At 73.6% G+C, this 18,045-nt stretch carries 15 protein-coding genes; 12 read left to right on the top strand and 3 right to left on the bottom strand.

The annotated features are described in order from the left end of the window. Positions 1-6 precede the first annotated feature (6 nt). The 4 genes from AC067A_RS01045 to nudC all read left to right on the top strand — a co-directional run bounded on the left by AC067A_RS01045 (position 7) and on the right by nudC (position 6,738). Positions 7-813 (top strand): hypothetical protein, encoded by an 807-nt coding sequence (locus AC067A_RS01045; RefSeq protein WP_478612738.1) that lies wholly within the window; start codon positions 7-9, stop codon positions 811-813. 69 nt (positions 814-882) lie between these two features. After that, a complete protein-coding gene (locus AC067A_RS01050) occupies positions 883-4,323 on the top strand; it encodes a UvrD-helicase domain-containing protein (RefSeq protein ID WP_478612741.1) in 3,441 nt (1,146 codons plus the stop codon). Between the two features lie 10 nt (positions 4,324-4,333). Further along, on the top strand, positions 4,334-5,755 hold the full coding sequence (locus AC067A_RS01055) for a dipeptidase (protein ID WP_478612744.1): 1,422 nt from the start codon (positions 4,334-4,336) through the stop codon (positions 5,753-5,755). Between the two features lie 35 nt (positions 5,756-5,790). Beyond that, entirely contained in the window at positions 5,791-6,738 is a 948-nt protein-coding gene (gene nudC, locus AC067A_RS01060; RefSeq protein WP_478612746.1) for an NAD(+) diphosphatase, read from the top strand. A gap of 179 nt (positions 6,739-6,917) precedes the next feature. Here nudC and AC067A_RS01065 read toward each other — a convergent pair whose 3' ends face one another. Next, positions 6,918-7,160 (bottom strand): mycoredoxin, encoded by a 243-nt coding sequence (locus tag AC067A_RS01065; protein WP_017239981.1) that lies wholly within the window; start codon positions 7,158-7,160, stop codon positions 6,918-6,920. A gap of 147 nt (positions 7,161-7,307) precedes the next feature. Here AC067A_RS01065 and AC067A_RS01070 point away from each other — a divergent pair, with 147 nt between their 5' ends. From AC067A_RS01070 to AC067A_RS01090, 5 genes are all read left to right on the top strand, one after another. Beyond that, entirely contained in the window at positions 7,308-9,485 is a 2,178-nt protein-coding gene (locus tag AC067A_RS01070) for an ATP-dependent DNA helicase UvrD2 (RefSeq protein WP_478612749.1), read from the top strand. Between the two features lie 171 nt (positions 9,486-9,656). After that, entirely contained in the window at positions 9,657-10,022 is a 366-nt protein-coding gene (locus tag AC067A_RS01075) for a hypothetical protein (protein WP_478612752.1), read from the top strand. A gap of 171 nt (positions 10,023-10,193) precedes the next feature. Next, positions 10,194-10,562 (top strand): WhiB family transcriptional regulator, encoded by a 369-nt coding sequence (locus tag AC067A_RS01080; RefSeq protein WP_478612755.1) that lies wholly within the window; start codon positions 10,194-10,196, stop codon positions 10,560-10,562. Then, entirely contained in the window at positions 10,559-10,882 is a 324-nt protein-coding gene (locus AC067A_RS01085) for a hypothetical protein (RefSeq protein ID WP_017239985.1), read from the top strand. The genes AC067A_RS01080 and AC067A_RS01085 overlap by 4 nt, the downstream gene beginning before the upstream one ends. A 191-nt stretch (positions 10,883-11,073) precedes the next feature. Next, a complete protein-coding gene (locus AC067A_RS01090; protein ID WP_478612758.1) occupies positions 11,074-11,256 on the top strand; it encodes a hypothetical protein in 183 nt (60 codons plus the stop codon). Positions 11,257-12,085: 829 nt separating this feature from the next. Here AC067A_RS01090 and AC067A_RS01095 read toward each other — a convergent pair. Then, a complete protein-coding gene (locus AC067A_RS01095; RefSeq protein WP_478612761.1) occupies positions 12,086-13,423 on the bottom strand; it encodes an ABC1 kinase family protein in 1,338 nt (445 codons plus the stop codon). 41 nt (positions 13,424-13,464) lie between these two features. Then, positions 13,465-14,673, bottom strand: coding sequence for a TOMM precursor leader peptide-binding protein (locus AC067A_RS01100; protein WP_478612764.1), 1,209 nt, complete (start codon positions 14,671-14,673; stop codon positions 13,465-13,467). A 210-nt stretch (positions 14,674-14,883) separates the two neighbouring features. On the opposite strand from AC067A_RS01100, the gene AC067A_RS01105 reads away from it, so the two are divergent. From AC067A_RS01105 to AC067A_RS01115, 3 genes are all read left to right on the top strand, one after another. Next, positions 14,884-15,459 (top strand): M48 metallopeptidase family protein, encoded by a 576-nt coding sequence (locus AC067A_RS01105; RefSeq protein WP_478612766.1) that lies wholly within the window; start codon positions 14,884-14,886, stop codon positions 15,457-15,459. Between the two features lie 182 nt (positions 15,460-15,641). Next, positions 15,642-17,333, top strand: a complete 1,692-nt coding sequence (locus AC067A_RS01110; RefSeq protein WP_478612769.1) for a TerD family protein — start codon at positions 15,642-15,644, stop codon at positions 17,331-17,333. 14 nt (positions 17,334-17,347) lie between these two features. Continuing rightward, positions 17,348-18,028 carry an AIM24 family protein gene (locus AC067A_RS01115; protein WP_478612772.1) on the top strand — a complete coding sequence of 227 codons (681 nt, stop codon included), beginning with the start codon at positions 17,348-17,350 and terminating at the stop codon, positions 18,026-18,028. The last annotated feature ends 17 nt before the right edge of the window (positions 18,029-18,045 follow it).

The raw sequence follows: 18,045 nt of genomic DNA on the forward strand, positions 1-18,045 counted from the left end.
GCTCGCATGACGTCCCACTCCCACCGAAAGCTCCGCGCCGCGGCCGTCGTCTGCGCGGTCGCCGTCGTCGCGGGTCCCGCGTCGGCGGCCTGGGCGACGGACGGCGGCCCGCCACGTGCCGCCGTCGCCGTCGCACCCTCGCCCGACCCCTTCGCCGGGGTCCCCGCCGACGAGATCGCGGACCGGGCCGTCACCGCGACCCAGTCCGCGACCTCGCTCCGCATGACCGGCCGGGTCGTCACGGACGGACAGCCCGTCGACATCGACTTCGCCGTCGACGACCAGGAACGGTGCACCGGCCTCATGCGGATCCAGGGCGGCACCGCCGAACTGCGCAAGGTCGACGACATCACGTACATGAAGGGCGACGAGACCTTCTGGCGGGCGTCCATGACCTCCCAGGGCATGCCCGAGGCGCAGATCGACGCCACGATCGAGCTGCTCAAGGGCCGCTGGCTGAAGATCGCCCCGGGACAGGCGGGCAGCGACGACCTCGGCAGCGTCTGCGACCTGAAGTCGCTCCTCGCCGACCTCGGCGAGGACAAGGACGAGCGCAGCGGAATGACCCGCGGACCGGACGCCGAGGTCGACGGCACCCCCGTCGCCACCCTGGTGAAGAAGGACGGCGGCGAGACCACCACCGTGTCCGTCTCCCAGGAGGGCAAGCCCCACATCCGCAAGATGGTCAAGACGGGCGGTGACGAACCCGGCTCGATGGTCCTCTCCGACTACGACAAGCCGGTCGTGGTGAAGGTCCCGCCCGCCGACGAGACGGTGGACCTGTCGAGGCTCGACCAGGGCACACCCGCCTGACCACCCGGGAGACCCCGGCTGAGAGCGGTCCGGTCCGGAATGTCGGCCCGCCCCGTTAGCCTCTCTGGGATGACCGCACGCATCACCGACCCCGAGCAGCTCAAGGAGCTTCTCGGCATCCCGTTCACCCCGGAGCAGACGGCCTGCATCACCGCGCCGCTCGCGCCGCACGTCGTCGTGGCCGGAGCCGGCTCCGGCAAGACGACGGTCATGGCCGCCCGGGTGGTCTGGCTGGTCGGCACGGGCCAGGTCGCCCCCGAGCAGGTCCTCGGCCTCACCTTCACCAACAAGGCCGCCGGCGAACTCGCCGAGCGCGTCCGCATCGCCCTCGTCCGCGCCGGCGTCACCGACCCCGACGTCATCGACCCGGACGATCCGCCCGGCGAGCCCCGCATCTCCACGTACCACGCCTTCGCCGGACAGCTCCTCACCGACCACGGCCTCCGCATCGGCCTCGAACCCACCTCCCGGCTCCTCGCCGACGCCACCCGCTACCAGCTCGCCGCACGCGTGCTCCGCGAGGCCCCCGGCCCGTATCCCGCCCTCACCCGGTCCTTCCCGACCCTCATCACCGACCTCCTCGCCCTCGACGCCGAGCTCGCCGAGCACCTCGTACGGCCCGAGACGCTCCACGCGTACGACTCCGAGCTGCTCACCGCCCTCGCCGGCGCCAGGCTCGGCAACGCCGAGCTCCGCAAGGTCCCCGAGGCCGCCGCCGCCCGCCGCGAGCTCCTCGACCTCGTCGTCCGCTACCGCGCGGCCAAACGCTCCCGCGACCTCCTCGACTTCGGCGACCAGATCGCCCGCTCCGCCGAGCTCGCCACCACCCGGCCCGAGGTCGGCGAGATCCTGCGCGAGGAGTTCCGGGTCGTCCTCCTCGACGAGTACCAGGACACCTCCGTCGCCCAGCGGCTCCTCCTCTCCGGACTCTTCGGCCAAAGCACCCAGGGCCGGCCCACCGGGCACGCCGTCACCGCCGTCGGCGACCCCTGCCAGGCCATCTACGGCTGGCGCGGCGCCTCCGTCGCCAACCTGGACGACTTCCCCGAGCACTTCCCGCACGCCGACGGCCGCCCCGCCGACCGCTACTCCCTCTCCGAGAACCGGCGCAGCGGCGGCCGCCTCCTCGACCTCGCCAACGGCCTCGCCGCACCCCTGCGCGCCATGCACGCGGGCGTGGAGGCGCTGCGGCCCGCCCCGGGCGCCGAGCGGGACGGCAGCGTACGGATCGCGCTGCTCCCCACCCACGCCGAGGAGATCGACTGGCTGGCCGACTCCCTCGCCCACCTCGTCCGCACCGGCCGCGAGCCCGGCGAGATCGCCGTCCTGTGCCGGACGGCCACCGACTTCCCCGCCATCCACGCGGCCCTCGTCGCCCGCGACGTCCCCGTCGAGGTCGTCGGCCTCTCCGGCCTCCTCCACCTCCCCGAGATCGCCGACCTCGTCGCCGTCTGCGAGGTCCTCCAGGACCCCGGGGCCAACGCCGCCCTGGTCCGCCTCCTCACCGGCCCCCGGTGGCGCATCGGCCCCCGCGACCTCGCCCTCCTCGGCCGCCGCGCCCGCCTCCTCGTCCACCGGGGCGGCGACGACGGCGACCCCGAGCAGCGGCTCGCCGCCGCCGTCGAGGGCGTGGACCCGGCCGAGGTCGTCTCCCTCGCCGACGCCCTCGACACCTTCCTCGGCTCCGGCGGCGCCGACGACGGCCTGGCCTTCTCCGCCGAGGCCCGGGTCCGCTTCGCGCGCCTCGCCACCGAGCTGCGCTCCCTGCGCACCTCGCTCGCCGACCCCCTCATGGACGTCCTGCACCGCGTCCTCGCCGCCACCGGCCTCGAGGTCGAGCTCTCCGCCTCCCCGCACGCGCTGGCCGCCCGCCGCCGCGAGACCCTCGGCCAGTTCCTCGACATCGCCGCCGGCTTCGCCTCCCTCGACGGCGAGGCGAGCCTGCTCGCCTTCCTGGGCTTCCTGCGCACGGCCGTCCAGTTCGAGAAGGGCCTCGACAGCGCCCTCCCCGGTGGCGAGAACACCGTCAAGGTCCTCACCGCGCACAAGTCCAAGGGCCTCGAATGGGACGTCGTCGCCGTCCCCGGCCTGGTCACCGGCCAGTTCCCCAGCACCCGGTCCCGCGAGTCCTGGACCTCCCAGCCCCAGGTCCTCCCGCACGCGCTGCGCGGCGACGCGCCCACGCTGCCGCGGATCGACACCTGGGACGCCAAGTCCCTCACGTCCTTCAAGAACGACATGCGGGACCACCAGCACACCGAGGAACTCCGCCTCGGCTACGTCACCTTCACCCGCCCCCGCTCCCTCCTCCTCGGCTCCGCCCACTGGTGGGGCCCCTCCCAGAAGAAGCCCCGCGGACCCTCCGACTTCCTCCGCGCCCTGTACGACCACTGCGCCCTGGGCCACGGCGACATCGAGTCCTGGGCCGCCGACCCCGAACCGGACGCGGAGAACCCGGTCCTCGCCGGCGCGGGTGAGGACCGGTCCTGGCCCCTCCCGCTGGACAGCGAGGCCCTGACCCGCCGCAGGGAGGCGGCCGAGCAGGTGCTGACCCGGTTGCGGGCCACCGTTCCGCAGGGCGGAACCAGCGGCCACAACCCCCCGCGCACGGCGCCCGACCCCCGGGACCCGGATCCTCGGGACCCGGACCCCCGGGAACTCTGGCCGGAGGAGGAAGAACCCGTCTGGGACGAGGACGAGGAGGCCCTCCCCGAAGACACCCACGCGGACGCGGTCCCGGCGCCCAGGAAGCCCGGGGCCCCGTCCTCGGAGCCGTACTCCGAGGCCGCTCCCGACCTCACCCCCGAGGACGCCCGGACCATCGCGTCCTGGGACCGCGACCTCACCTCCCTCACCACCGAACTCCGCCGCGCCCGCGCCACCACCCGCGACGTCCTCCTCCCGGCGTACCTCTCCGCCTCCCAGGTCCTCCGGCTCGCCGAGGACCCGGACGGCTTCGCCCAGGAGCTGGCCCGCCCGATGCCGAAGCCCCCGCAGCCGGCCGCGCGCCGGGGCACCCGCTTCCACGCGTGGGTGGAGTCCCGTTTCGAGGAGCTGCCGCTGCCGTTCCTCGGCCCGGAGGACCTCCCCGGCGGCGAGGACTTCGCGGGCGAGCCCGAGATCCTCGACGAGCGGGACCTCGACGAGCTGAAGGAGGCCTTCGCCCGGACCCCGTACGGCCACCGCACCCCGTACCGCGTGGAGGTCCCCGTGCACCTCTCGCTCGGCGGCCGGGTCGTCCGGGGCAGGATCGACGCCGTCTACCGGGACCCGGACACCGGCGCGTACGAGATCGTCGACTGGAAGACCAGCCGGCACCGCACCGCAGACCCGCTGCAGCTCGCCCTGTACCGGCTCGCGTGGGCCGAGCAGCACGGCCTTCCGCCCGAGGAGGTGGCCGCCGCCTTCGTGTACGTCCGTACGGGTGAGGTGGCCCGCCCCGCCCGTCTGCCGGGCCGGGCCGAGCTGGAGGCCATCCTGCTGGGCGGGGCACCCCCGGACGCCGGATAGGCTCGGAGGCATGAGCGAGACCCCGGACAGCGCCGTCCACGCCGTACGCACGTACATCGACCAGCACCGTGCCGCCTTCCTCGACGACCTCGCCGAGTGGCTGCGCATCCCGTCGGTGTCGGCCCGGCCCGACCGGGCCGGTGACGTCCGGCGCAGTGCCGAGTGGCTCGCCGCCAAGCTCACCGAGACCGGCTTCACCACCGTCGAGGTGTGGGAGACCGACGGCGCCCCGGCCGTCTTCGCCGAGTGGCCCTCCGAGGACCCGGACGCCCCGACCGTCCTCGTCTACGGCCACCACGACGTCCAGCCGGCGGCCCGTGAGGACGGCTGGCACACCGACCCCTTCGAGCCGACCGTGGTGGACGGCCGGATGTACGCGCGCGGGGCGGCCGACGACAAGGGCCAGGTGTTCTTCCACACGCTCGGCGTCCGCGCCCACCTCGCCGTCACCGGCCGCACGTCGCCCGCCGTCAACCTGAAGCTGATCGTCGAGGGCGAGGAGGAGTCGGGCTCCCCGCACTTCCGCGCCCTGGTCGAGGAGCGGGCCCAGCGCCTCGCCGCCGACGCCGTGATCGTCTCCGACACCGGCATGTGGTCCGAGACGACCCCCACCGTGTGCACAGGCATGCGCGGGGTCGCCGACTGCGAGATCGAGCTGTACGGCCCCGACCAGGACATCCACTCCGGTTCCTTCGGCGGCGCCGTCCCCAACCCGGCGACCGTCGCGGGCCGGATCGTCGCCGCCCTCCACGACGAGCACGAGCACGTGGCGATCCCCGGTTTCTACGACGGGGTGACCGAGCTCTCCGACGCCGAGCGGGCCCTCGTCGCCGAGCTGCCCTTCGACGAGGAGGCCTGGCTGCGGACGGCCAAGTCCCACGGCACCCTCGGCGAGGCCGGCTTCTCCACCCTGGAGCGCGTCTGGGCCCGCCCCACCGCCGAGGTCAACGGCATCGGGGGCGGCTACCAGGGCCCCGGCGGCAAGACGATCGTCCCCGCCTCCGCCCAGCTCAAGCTGTCGTTCCGGCTGGTCGCCGGCCAGGACCCGGCCAAGATCGAGCTCGCCGTACGGGACTGGCTCGCCGGACTCGTCCCGGCCGGCATCCGGTACGAGATCGTCTTCGGTGCCCCGACCCGCCCCTGCCTCACCCCCCTCGGGCACCCCGCCCTCAAGGCGGTGGCCGGGGCCATGAGCAAGGCCTTCGACGGCGCCAAGGTGCGCTACACCCGCGAGGGCGGCTCCGGACCCGCCGCCGACCTCCAGGACGTCCTGGACGCACCCGTCCTGTTCCTCGGCATCTCCGTCCCGTCCGACGGCTGGCACGCCCCCAACGAGAAGATCGAGCTCGATCTCCTCATGAAGGGCGTCGAGACGACGGCGCACCTGTGGGGCGACCTGTCCGCCGCCCAGGCCCTCGCCACCGAGCGCTGAACCCACACACCGATCCGGGGGAGTTGGAAGCACCTGTGAGCACCTTGAACAACGCGTCCGCGGACCGCCCGATCTCGCTCACCGCCCCGAGCGGCATCGACCGGGCCGCCCACCACCGCCTCGACGAGGCATGGCTCGCGGCGGCCTGGAGCCACCCGACGACCCGGGTCTTCGTGGTCTCCGGCGGCCAGGTGCTGATCGACGACCGGCCCGACGGCACGACCGAGCTCGTCATGACCCCGGCGTTCGAGGCGCCCGTCACCGAGACCCACCGCTACTTCCTGGGCACGGACGCCGACGGCGTCTCCTACTTCGCCCTGCAGAAGGACTCCCTGCCCGGCCGCATGGACCAGTCCGCCCGCCCCGCCGGACTGCGCGAGGCCGGGCTGCTGCTGTCGGACCGGGACGCAAGCCTCATGGTGCACGCCGTCGCCCTGGAGAACTGGCAGCGCCTCCACCGCTTCTGCTCGCGCTGCGGCGAGCGCACGGTCATCGCCGCCGCCGGCCACGTCCGCCGCTGTCAGGCCTGCGGCGCCGAGCACTACCCGCGCACCGACCCCGCGGTGATCATGCTCGTCACCGACGACCAGGACCGGGCGCTGCTCGGCCGCCAGGTCCACTGGCCCGAGGGGCGCTTCTCCACCCTCGCCGGCTTCGTCGAGCCCGGCGAGTCCATCGAGCAGGCGGTCGTCCGCGAGGTCTTCGAGGAGGCCGGCGTCACCATCGGCGAGGTCGAGTACATCGCCAGCCAGCCCTGGCCGTTCCCGTCCAGCCTTATGCTCGGCTTCTTCGCCCGCGCCACCTCCTCGGAGATCGACGTGGACGGCGAGGAGATACACGAGGCCCGCTGGTTCTCCCGCGACGACCTGACCGCCGCCTTCGAGTCGGGCGAGGTGGTGCCCCCGTACGGCATCTCGATCGCCTCCCGGCTGATCGAGCGCTGGTACGGCAAGCCGCTGCCCAAGCCCGGCGACGTGGTCTGACGCCGCCGGCGCGACGCCGGACAGGGCGCGGGACCCGTAGGACGACCCGGGGCAGGTCTCGTACGACGACGAGCGCCCCGCCCTGTCGGTCCTGACCGCCACCGCCCGGCCGCGGGAACGGCGAACCCCCGGCCGGACGGTCGCCGGTCGGGGGTTCGGACGCGCCGCTGGGCAGCCGGTCAGACGCCGATCTTCTGCTTGACCTGCGCGAGCGAGGGGTTCGTCAGCGTCGAGCCGTCCGGGAACAGGACGGTCGGCACGGTCTGGTTGCCGCCGTTGGCCTTCTCGACGAACGCGGCCGAGTCGGCGTCCAGCTCGATGTTGATCTCGGTGTACGCGATGCCCTCGCGGTCCATCTGGCTCTTCAGCCGACGGCAGTAGCCGCACCACGTGGTGCTGTACATCGTCACAGTGCCCTGCATGGCGAGGCGCTCCTCTTGTTCGCTGACGGGTGCCGAGAAGGAGAACGTACGTCCCCGGCCGCCCATTCCCGGAATTCGTATGACCGGGACCACCCGCCTGTGGACGGCCCTCCGCGCCGACCCCGCCGAACCTGGCAGCATGGCGGAGTGACAGCAGCAACGCATTCCACTCTTTTCCCGCAGGTCCCGGAGACGGCCGACGCGGTGCTCGACGGGCTCGACCCGGAGCAGCGCGAGGTCGCGCTGGCCCTGACCGGTCCGGTGTGCGTCCTCGCGGGTGCCGGCACGGGCAAGACGCGGGCCATCACGCACCGGATCGCGTACGGCGTGCGGGCGGGCGTCCTCCAGCCCTCCAGTGTGCTGGCCGTCACGTTCACCAACCGCGCCGCCGGCGAGATGCGCGGGCGGCTCCGGCAGCTCGGCGCCGGCGGGGTCCAGGCCCGCACCTTCCACTCCGCGGCCCTCCGCCAGCTCCAGTTCTTCTGGCCGAAAGCCGTCGGTGGTGACCTGCCCCGGCTCCTGGAGCGCAAGGTCCAGCTCGTCGCCGAGGCCGCCGCCCGCTGTCGCGTCCGCCTCGACAGAAACGAGCTCAGGGACGTCACCGGCGAGATCGAATGGGCCAAGGTCACCCAGACGGTCCCCGCCGACTACCCGGCAGTCGTCGCCAAATCCGTCCGGGACGCCCCCCGCGACCCGGCCGAGATTGGCCAGATCTATGCCATGTACGAGCAGCTGAAGCGCGACCGCTCGGTGATCGACTTCGAGGACGTGCTGCTGCTCACCGTCGGCATCCTCCAGGACCGGCACGACATCGCCGACCAGATCCGCCGCCAGTACCAGCACTTCGTGGTCGACGAGTACCAGGACGTCTCCCCACTCCAGCAGCGCCTGCTCGACCTCTGGCTCGGCGACCGCGACAACCTCTGCGTCGTCGGCGACGCCAGCCAGACCATCTACTCCTTCACCGGCGCCACCCCCGACCACCTGCTGAACTTCCGCACCCGCCACCCCGGCGCCACGGTGGTCAAGCTGGTCCGCGACTACCGCTCCACCCCGCAGGTCGTCCACCTCGCCAACGGGCTGCTCGGCCAGGCCCGCGGCCGGGCCGCCGAGCACCGCCTGGAGCTGATCTCCCAGCGCGACCCCGGCCCCGAGCCGGCCTACACGGAGTACGCCGACGAGCCTTCCGAGGCCGAGGGCACCGCCCGCCGCATCCGCGACCTCATCGCCGCCGGCGTACCGGCCGGCGAGATCGCCGTCCTCTACCGGATCAACGCCCAGTCCGAGGTCTACGAACAGGCCCTCGCCGACGCCGGAGTGCCCTACCAGCTCCGCGGCGCCGAGCGCTTCTTCGAACGCCAGGAGGTGAGGGAGGCCGGCGTCGCCCTGCGCGGCGCGGCCCGCGCCGGGGGCAACGACTCCCTCCTCGACGACGCCGAGGACCTGCCCGCCCAGGTCAGGGCCGTCCTGTCCACCAAGGGCTGGACCACCCAGCCGCCCGCGGGCTCCGGCGCCACCCGCGACCGCTGGGAGTCGCTCGCCGCCCTCGTCCGGCTCGCCGAGGACTTCGTCCTCGCCAAGCCCGGCGCCACCCTCTCCGACCTGGTCGCCGAGCTCGACGAGCGGGCCGCCGCCCAGCACGCCCCCACCGTCCAGGGCGTCACCCTCGCCTCGCTCCACGCGGCGAAGGGCCTCGAATGGGACGCCGTCTTCCTGGTCGGCCTCACCGAGGGCATGATGCCGATCACCTACGCCAAGACCGACGAGCAGGTCGAGGAGGAGCGCCGCCTGTTGTACGTCGGCGTCACCCGCGCCCGCCTCCACCTCACGCTCTCCTGGGCGCTCTCCCGCTCCCCGGGCGGCCGCGCCTCCCGGCGCCCCAGCCACTTCCTCAAGGGTCTGCGCCCCGGCTCGGGACGGCTCGGCTCCTCGTCGGCCGCCAGGGCCGGCGGCATCGAGCGGGGCGGCGGCGCCGCCCGGCGCAAGGCCCGCGGCCCCGTGCTCTGCCGGGTCTGCGGCGCGACGCTCACCGAGGCGGGCGCGATGAAGCTCATGCGCTGCGAGGACTGCCCCTCGGACATGGACGAGGCGCTGTACGAGCGGCTGCGCGACTGGCGTGCCGAGCAGGCGCGCGCGCTGGCCCAGCCCGCGTACTGCGTCTTCACCGACAAGACGCTCATGGCCATCGCCGAGCGGGTCCCGGCCACCGACGGGGAGCTCGCCTCGATCGCCGGCGTCGGCGTCCGCAAGCTGGACCGCTTCGGAGCCGACGTCCTGGCCATCTGCGCAGGTGGGGACGGAGGCGTGGGCGCCGACGAGATCTGAGGAAAACTCGTCGAGAAAATAGTTTGCGCCTGCCCCGTCAAGCCCCATAGGTTCTTAACCACGGAAACAGCGGCTTCTTCGAAGCCCTGTCTTCGTGTTGTACTTGTCCAAATACATATGAGGGTCCGGCTCGCACCGAGCCCTCCGAGACGCCGAGAGGAGGCGATTCCAGTGATCAGCAGCACCATTCAGACCAGCAGCGCCAGCTTCGTCAGCGTCGACGCCGTCTTCGGCACGGCCAAAATGACCGATCGCTCGGCCGTCTCCGCCTGCACGCTCGGCTTCTCCGCCCCGGCTCTCCTTGGCACCCGTCTGCCCGTCGCCGCCCTGCCCGTCACCGGTCTCTCCGGTCTCGGTGTGGTCGCCGTCGAGCCGCGCAATGAGCGACCGACCAAGGCACTGGAAGCAGGAGCAGCAGGCAAGGCCACGGCGTATGGCTTTGCGGCGACCGGTGCCGGCACCCAGCAGCAGACGACGATGCACCACCACACGATGTGGGCCTTCCGTGGGCTCGAACCCTGGAGTGATCCAGTCTGATCCAGCATCAGACAGGCGCCTTCAGGGCCGCGGAACCCCACCCGGGATCCGCGGCCCTTCTGTTTGTCCCCGAACGGGGATGACAGAGCGAAGGGGCCTCGGGACAGAACACCCGGTACCAGCCGAAACCCCGGCCAACAGGCCGGAACGACCAGACGAGGAAAGACCACCGTGCAACTCGAAGCGCACGCCCCGTCCGTACCGCATTCCGATTCGATCCCCCTGCCCGGCCTCACGGAGGACCCCGCTTTGATCCCCCTCACCGCGCTCACCGCGCTCGACGACGCCATCGAGAACCTCGGCGTCCCCGTTCCCTGTCGCACCTACGACCCCGAGGTCTTCTTCGCGGAGTCCCCGGCCGACGTCGAGTACGCGAAGTCCCTCTGCCAGACCTGTCCGCTGGTCGCCGCCTGCCTGGCCGGCGCCAAGGAGCGGCGCGAGCCCTGGGGCGTCTGGGGTGGCGAGCTGTTCGTCCAGGGCGTGGTCGTGGCCCGCAAGCGGCCCCGTGGCCGTCCGCGCAAGAACCCGGTCGCGGCATGAGCGCCACCGGAACCATCGACCGCCCCCTCACGCACGATCCCCAGAAGCAGGCCCCGATGACCTCGTCCGCAGGTGAGCCGTTCGGCTCCGCTACCCCAGTCTTCTCCCCCGCCGCCGCGCACACCGCGCGTCAGAACAGGACCCGTGAAATGCAACTCATCCCAGAAGCCCTGGCCCGTGCCCATATGCACGAGCGCCATCGCGAGGCCGACGCGGAACGCCAGGCCGTGCGCCTGGTCGCCGCTCGGCGCATGCAGCGCCGCGCCGAGCGCGTGTCGCTCCGCGCCCGCCGCGCGCTCGCCATGGCCGTCATGCACTGACGGTGCGGTGCCCCTGGGGCGCCGGTCCCGCCCGGCGCCCCACCACCCCCACGCCCCCGCGGGGGCCGGTCCACCCACACGCCCCCGCGGGGGCCGGTCCATCCGGACCGGCCCCCGCGGCGCGTTTCCCCTGCCGGGGCGCAGCGGTGCGTTGTCCGCGCGGTGACCGCGGGCCGGGCTATCGTCGGCGGGTGAACGACGCACGTGTTCCCGAGGAGCCCGTCTCCTGCGCCCGCTGCGGCCGGACCGTCGATACCCCTCCCGTGACCTGGACCTGCTCCGTGGAGAACGGTCGCCGCGAGTACTTCTGCGACGCGTGCGCCCGTGAGAACCTCCGAGCCATCGAAGCCCGCCTCAACTCCACCTGGTGGTAGCCCCCGCCCCGGGCCTGCGCCCGCCGCGTCGTGTGCAATCGTCCCGCCCCCGTGGCGGCCCACCCCCTCGCTGCGGGCTGCACCCGCGCCCCCGCGTCGTGCGCCGCGCCCCCGCCCGTCGTGGGCAGTCGTTCCGCTGGAGCGGCGCCCACCCGCCCCCACCAGCGCCCCGCGTTGTGGGCTGCGCCCGCGCCCGCCGCGTTGTGGGTCATCGTTCCGCTGGGCGGTGCCCATCACCCGCGTCCCGCGCGTTGTGGGCGATCGTTCCGCCGGGGCGGGCCCCGCCCACCCCGTTGTGGGCAATCGTTCCGCTGGGGCGGAACGGGTGGGCACAACGGACGGCGCCCCGTGCCGGGCCCAGGCTTCCGCGCCCGGACCCGCACCCGGTGCGCACCGGACTTGGGGGTGCGGGCCAGGGCACAAGGGGCGGAGGCGCCGCCGAGGGCGCCGTCCCGTGTGCCCACCCGTCCCGCCCAGCGGGACGATTGCCCACACGGGGCGGGGGCGAAGGCCCACACGGCGGCGGGCGAAGGCCCACACGGCGGCGAGGGCGCGGCGGGCGCAGGCCCACACGACAGCGGGCGAAGGCCCACACGGGGTGGGGGTGCGGTGGGCGACAGCCCATGCGGGGCGCGGGCCCACACACGGGCGGCAGGCGAAGGCCCACACGGGCAAGGCCCACACGGGGCGGGGCGTGGGCCGCACGGCAGCCGGGCGCACGCACACGGCGGTGGGTGCACGCACACGGTGGTGGGCGCGGGGGCCCGCACAGTGGTGTGCGCACGCCCGCACGGCGGCCCCCACGGGGTGGGCGCGGGGTGCGGGCGGGTCAGCGTGGAGGGGGGAAGCCGGGGAGCCAGTCGTGGAGTTCGTCGCGGAGACGAACCGTCGCGTTGAGCTGGCACAACACCCCGATCGTGCTCAGCGTCACACGGTGTATCAGGAGATAGGACGGCGGGAGGTTGAGCTGCTTGCCGAGCTGGTGCGCGGGGGAGCGGGGATCGGCGATGCGCGCGGCCTGCGCCCGCATCCAGCCGCGGCTGAACTCGAAGGCCTCCACCTCGGCCGGCTCGATGATCGGCAGCAGGTAGGCGAGGACCGCGTCCGGGTCGAGCGCGACGGACTCCTTGACGAAGCCCTCCGCGCGCAGCAGCTCGTAGACGGTCTCGGCGTCACCGGCGAGGGTCGTCCGCAGACATGTGCCGATGGTCTCAGGAAGCCCGCCCGGCAGCCGGTCCACGGTGCCGAAGTCGAGGACGCCGAGGCGCCAGCTCTCCGGGTCGTCGTCGTCGCCGGGCAGCAGCCGGAAGTTCCCCGGGTGGGGGTCGGCGTGCAGCAGCCCCGTGCGGGCGGGGCCGGAGAAGAGGAAGCGGGCGAGGAGCTGACCGGCCCGGTTCCGCTGGGCCTCCGTGCCGTCCGCGATCACCTCGGCCAGCGGGATCCCGTCCATCCACTCGGTGACGAGGACCTGTTCGGCCCGGTGCACGACGGCCGGCACCACCACTCCGGGATCGTCCGCGAACTCCTCCGCGTGCTTCTGCTGGGCCTCCGCCTCCAGGGCGTAGTCCAGCTCCTCGGAGACCCGGTCCCGCATCTCCGTGATCAGAGGCTTGACGTCCATCCCCGGGATCAGCGGGCCGAGGAGCCGGGCGAAGCGGCTCAGTTGGGCCAGGTCCGAGAGCAGTGCCTCTCCGGCGCCCGGGTACTGGACCTTGACCGCGACCTCACGTCCGTCGTGCCACACGGCCCGGTGGACCTGGCCGATCGAGGCGGCCGCCGCCGGCTTGTCCTCGAACTCCAGGAACAGCTCGCGCCATTCGGCGCCCAGTCGCTCCTCCAGGACGGCGTGGACCGTGCGGGTCGGCATCGGCGGCGCGGCGTCCTGAAGCTTCGTCAGCGCGGCCCGGTAGGGCCCGGCAACCTCCTCCGGGAGGGCCGACTCGAAGACGGACAGCGCCTGCCCGAACTTCATGGCTCCGCCCTTGAGCTCGCCGAGCACCTTGAACAACTGCTCGGCCGTGCGCTGCTGGAGCTCGCGGGCGACGAGCTCCGCCGACCTCCCGCCGATCCGCTTGCCGAGGCCCCAGGTGGCCCGGCCCGCGAAGCCCAGCGGCAACGCGGCCAACTTGGCGGTCCGGGTGACCGCCTTCCGGGGAAGATCAGACATGCGCCCCTCCAAATCCCAGACTGCCGTGCCGCGCAGGGCCGTTACCCCGCCATTGTGTCCTGCGTGCCTCCGGCTGCCGAGACGCGCTCCCCCTCTGCGCCGCGCGCCGCACCGCACGGGCATGCCGGATGGGGGTGCAGCCGCTCCGCCCGCCACTCCAGCATCGGCAGGGACGTCTCCCAGCGGGTGCCCGTGCTCGCCGGGAGGTCGCCGTCCAGGAAGGCCAGGGCGTGCGCGGCGGCGAGGCCCGCCACCGCCGTCGCCAGGCCCAGGTCGCAGGCGGGCAGCGGATGCGGGGCTCCGGAGCGCCACTGGGCGAGCAGCCGGGGCCAGACCGGCTCCCGGTCGGTCCGCTCCTCCTGGAGGCACCGTGCGCAGGCCGTGCCGCCCGGCAGCACGAGCGGCCCGACCGTTCCGGTCGCCTCCAGGACCCCCGCGTACAGATGAGGGGTGCCGGTGGAGATCCACTGCTCGGCGGGGAGCGGATCGGGGACGTACGCCCCGAGGCCGTCCCGCGGTGTCACCACGACGAGTGACAGGCCGCCGTCGCCGGCTCTCTCACCCCGGCCGCCGGAACCGCCCGGCCCACCCCGGCCGCCGGAACCGCCCGGCCCACACCGGCCGCCGGAACCGCCGGAACCGCCGGGGCCGCCGCGGGCCCAGCGGCCGACCAGGCGCCGGGCCGCCGTCGCCCGGCGCTCGCCGACCGCTTCGGCCGGCAGGCCGCCCGGGGCCGTCTCCCAGGGCTCGACGCGGCCGGCGTCCAGCACCTCGACCCGGCCCACGCCGGCGGCGGAGAGGAGGGCCGCCACCGTCGTCCCCACCCGACCCGCGCCTCTGACCTGGACGCGCAGGGACCGCCGGGCCGCCAGTGCCCGTGCCGCCCGCTCGGGCTCGGCATGGACCACCGAGAGGGAGGCCAGGTCGGCACGGAGCGGGTCGAGGGCGCGGTCCACCGCGCCGGCGGACGGTCCGACCAGGCCGGGCCGTCCGGTCGTGGCGTCCGCGAGGAGCCCGGCCGCCGCCAGCCGGCCGAGCAGCGCCTCCAGTCGGCCTTCCGGGAGGCCGAGGGCCCGAGCCTCGGCGCGGAGCAGCTCGGTCCCGCGGGTGCCGTCGAGCAGCCCGAGCACCGCTCCCGTGTCCTGGTCGACGGGGCCGAGGACCACCGCGTGCGCGGGGGTGACCCCGAACTGGACGCACTGGAGACTCCGCCAGGCCCGCCGCAGCGCCGGCTTCACCATCGGATGCATTTCCGCGCCCCCGCCCCTGATCGCATTCATGATCGACGACGGCCTTTCGCCGTCCCGTGGTGAGAATGCCCCGCCCGTCGCGACGGGCGCCGAAAGTTGTCCACAGGTCAGGGGAATAGTCATTCAAATGGTGCGCGGTGGGGTCGGAACGTCCTCGAAACCCCTTCCGAGGCGGGACTTCCCCCGGCGGCAGCGGGTAACGTCGGGGCCGTGCCCGCCGACCCACAGCGCAGCGTGACCAGCAAGCCGACCCGCGGTGCCGGGACGAGTGCGGTCGAGGTGCGCAGAAGCCCGCGGCGGAGCAGAACCGTGTCGGCCTACCGCGAGGGCGACCGGACCATCGTGCTCATCCCGGCCCGGATGTCGGAGGCGGAGGAGCGGCGGTGGGTCGGCGTGATGCTCGACAAGCTCGCCGCCCAGGAGAACCGCAGCGTCCTCGGCGACCGCGAGCTGACCGAGCGGGCGCTGCGTCTGTCGGAGCAGTACTTCGAGGGCCGCGCCCGCCCCGGATCCGTCCGCTGGGTGACCAACCAGAACACCCGCTGGGGCTCCTGCACCCCTTCCGAGGGCAGCATCCGGCTCTCCCACCGGCTCCAGGGCATGCCGGAGTACGTCGTCGACTACGTCCTCCTCCACGAGCTGGCCCATCTGCTCGTCCCCGGCCACGGCCCCCGGTTCTGGCGGCTCCTGGAGGCGTATCCGCGGACCGAGCGGGCGCGCGGCTACCTGGAGGGCGTCGCCGCCGCCAAGCGGCTGCCGCACCTCCAGGACGCCCGCGAGGAGTGACGCCGTCCCGGAGCGGCGGCGTCCGGAAGTGGCGGCGCCGCCGGGAGTGACGGCGTCGGCACGTCTCGGTGAGGGTGTTTCCCGATTCCGTACCGAAAACGACCCGCCCTGTCTCAATGTCGCAGTCAGCCGTTAGCCTGGCGCGAGCATTCGCCATTCGGGATGGGGGACGGTCGTTACGCATGGCCAGGGAATTCCAACGCGGCCACAAGGCCAAGATCAGTGATCTGACCGCGGGAACCGATCTGTACGTCGGCGTGCAGATCGCGGCGCCCGGATTGACCTTCGACATCAGCTGCTTCGGCCTCGACGCCGACGAGCGGCTCTCGGACGACCGGTACTTCGTCTTCTTCAACCAGCCGAAGACGCCCGAGGAGTCCGTCCAGCTGCTCGGGGCGCAGTCCGGTGACACCGAGTCCTTCCGCGTCACCCTCGACCGCATCCCCGCGAACATCCACAAGCTGTCGTTCACCGCGACGATCGACGGAGCGGGACAGATGTCCCAGGTCGGCCCCGGTCACCTGCGGATCGTGGCCGGCGGCGAGGAGGTCGCCCGGTACGCGTTCACCGGCGCGGAGTTCTCCACCGAGCGCGCGGTGATGCTCGGCGACTTCTACCTCAAGGACGTCTGGCGGTTCGCCGCCGTCGGCCAGGGCTTCGACGGCGGCCTGGACGCGCTCCTGCGGAACTTCGGCGGCGAGGTCGCCGAGGAGCAGTCCGCGGCCCCGCCGCAGCAGGCCGCGGCCCCGGGCTTCGCCCCGCCCCCGCAGGCGGCGGCGCCCCCGGCCTTCGGCGCCCCGGCGCAGGCCCCGGCGCCCGCGTTCGGCGCGCCGCAGGCGCCCGTGCCGCCCGCCCCCGCGCCGCCGGTCCACACGGCGCCGACGATGGTGGCGCCGGTGGCGCCCGCCCCCGTCCCGCCGCCCGCGCCGGCCCCCGCCCCCTACGGGCAGCCTCCGCAGCAGCCGCAGTTCGGCCAGGTTCCCGGGCAGTACCCGGGTCAGGTCCCGGGGCAGCCCCCCGGCCAGTACCCCGGCCAGGGCCAGCCGCCCCAGGCACCCCCGTACGGCCAGGCCGCGCCCGCCCCGTACGGGCAGCAGCCCCCCGCCTACGGGCAGCAGCCCCCCGCCTACGGGCAGCAGCCCCCCGCCTACGGGCAGCAGCCCCCGGCGTACGGCCAGCCGGCCGGCGTCCCGCAGGGCGTTCCGGCGACCGGCGCCGGACTCGCCGCGGCGCTCGCTCCGTACAAGGAGACCGCCACCGGCGCCCGCTGGACCCCGCAGAACCAGCAGCTCATGCGGGTCGACCTCGCCATGGGCGGCGTGCCCGTCCTCGCCCGCCAGGGCTCCATGGTCATGTACCAGGGCAAGGTCGACTTCGGTTACAAGGGCGCGGGCTTCGCCGGCCGGATCGTGGGCAACGCCACCGGCCAGGAGATGCAGCTGATGCGCTGCACCGGCCGCGGTCAGGTCTTCCTCGCCGAGGCGGGCGCCCACCTGCACCCGATCGAGCTCCAGGGCGACGGCATCTGCGTCTCCGCCGAGAACGTCCTCGCGTTCGACGAGTCCCTCCAGTACGAGGTCCGTCGCATCGAGGGCCACGGCATCCCCGGCGGCGCGCTGTTCACCATGCAGTTCCAGGGCACCGGAACGGTCGTCGTGAAGACCCAGGGCGTCCCCGTCGTGCTGCCCGTGACGCCCACGACCTTCGCCGACTGCAACGCGGTCGTCGCCTGGTCCGCCGCGTCCCAGGTCATCCTCTCCAGCCAGGTCCGGCTCCGGCGCAACGCCTACCCCGGCCACAGCGGAGAGACCGTGAACCTCCAGTTCCGGGGCGCCCCCGGCAACTTCATCGTCGTCCAGCCCTACGAGGTCTGAGGGAGCCCGAAGTCATGAACCAGCAACTCGCGGGCTACGCCCCGACCCCCGTCGCGGCCCGGATGGAGAACCACGGCCGCACCATGCTGAAGGTCGCGATGGCCACCGGCCAGGACCTGTACGCCCGGACCGGCTCGATGGTCGCCTACGAGGGCTTCATCAGCTACGAGCCCAACCCGCCCGCCGTCCGCCAGGTCGCCCAGCAGTGGGCCACCGGCGAGGGCGCGCCGATCATGAAGTGCACCGGCGACGGACTGCTCTACCTCGCCGACTACGGCGCCGACGTCGTCGTCATCAACCTCCAGAACGACTCGCTCTCGGTCAACGGCACCAACGTGCTGGCCTTCGACGCCCACCTCCAGTGGGGCGTCGAGCGGGTCAAGGGCCTCGCCAAGTTCGCCGGGCAGGGCCTGTTCAACGTGGAGATCTCCGGCACCGGCTGGGTCGCGCTCACCTCGCGCGGCACGCCGATCGTCGTCGACTGCGGCCGCGGCGAGGACGAGACGTACGTCGACCCCGACGCGCTCGTCGCCTGGTCGCCGGCGCTCAAGGTCAAGGGCAAGCGCAGCTTCAAGGCGTCCTCCCTCATCGGGCGGGGCAGCGGCGAGGCATACCAGATGGCCTTCTCGGGCCAGGGCATCGTCGTCGTACAGCCGAGCGAGGACAGCACCGACCGCCTGCGGGCCCGGGGCTGAGGGGGAGCGAGAACACA

Source organism: Streptomyces sp. NPDC043176 (genome assembly GCF_056436715.1).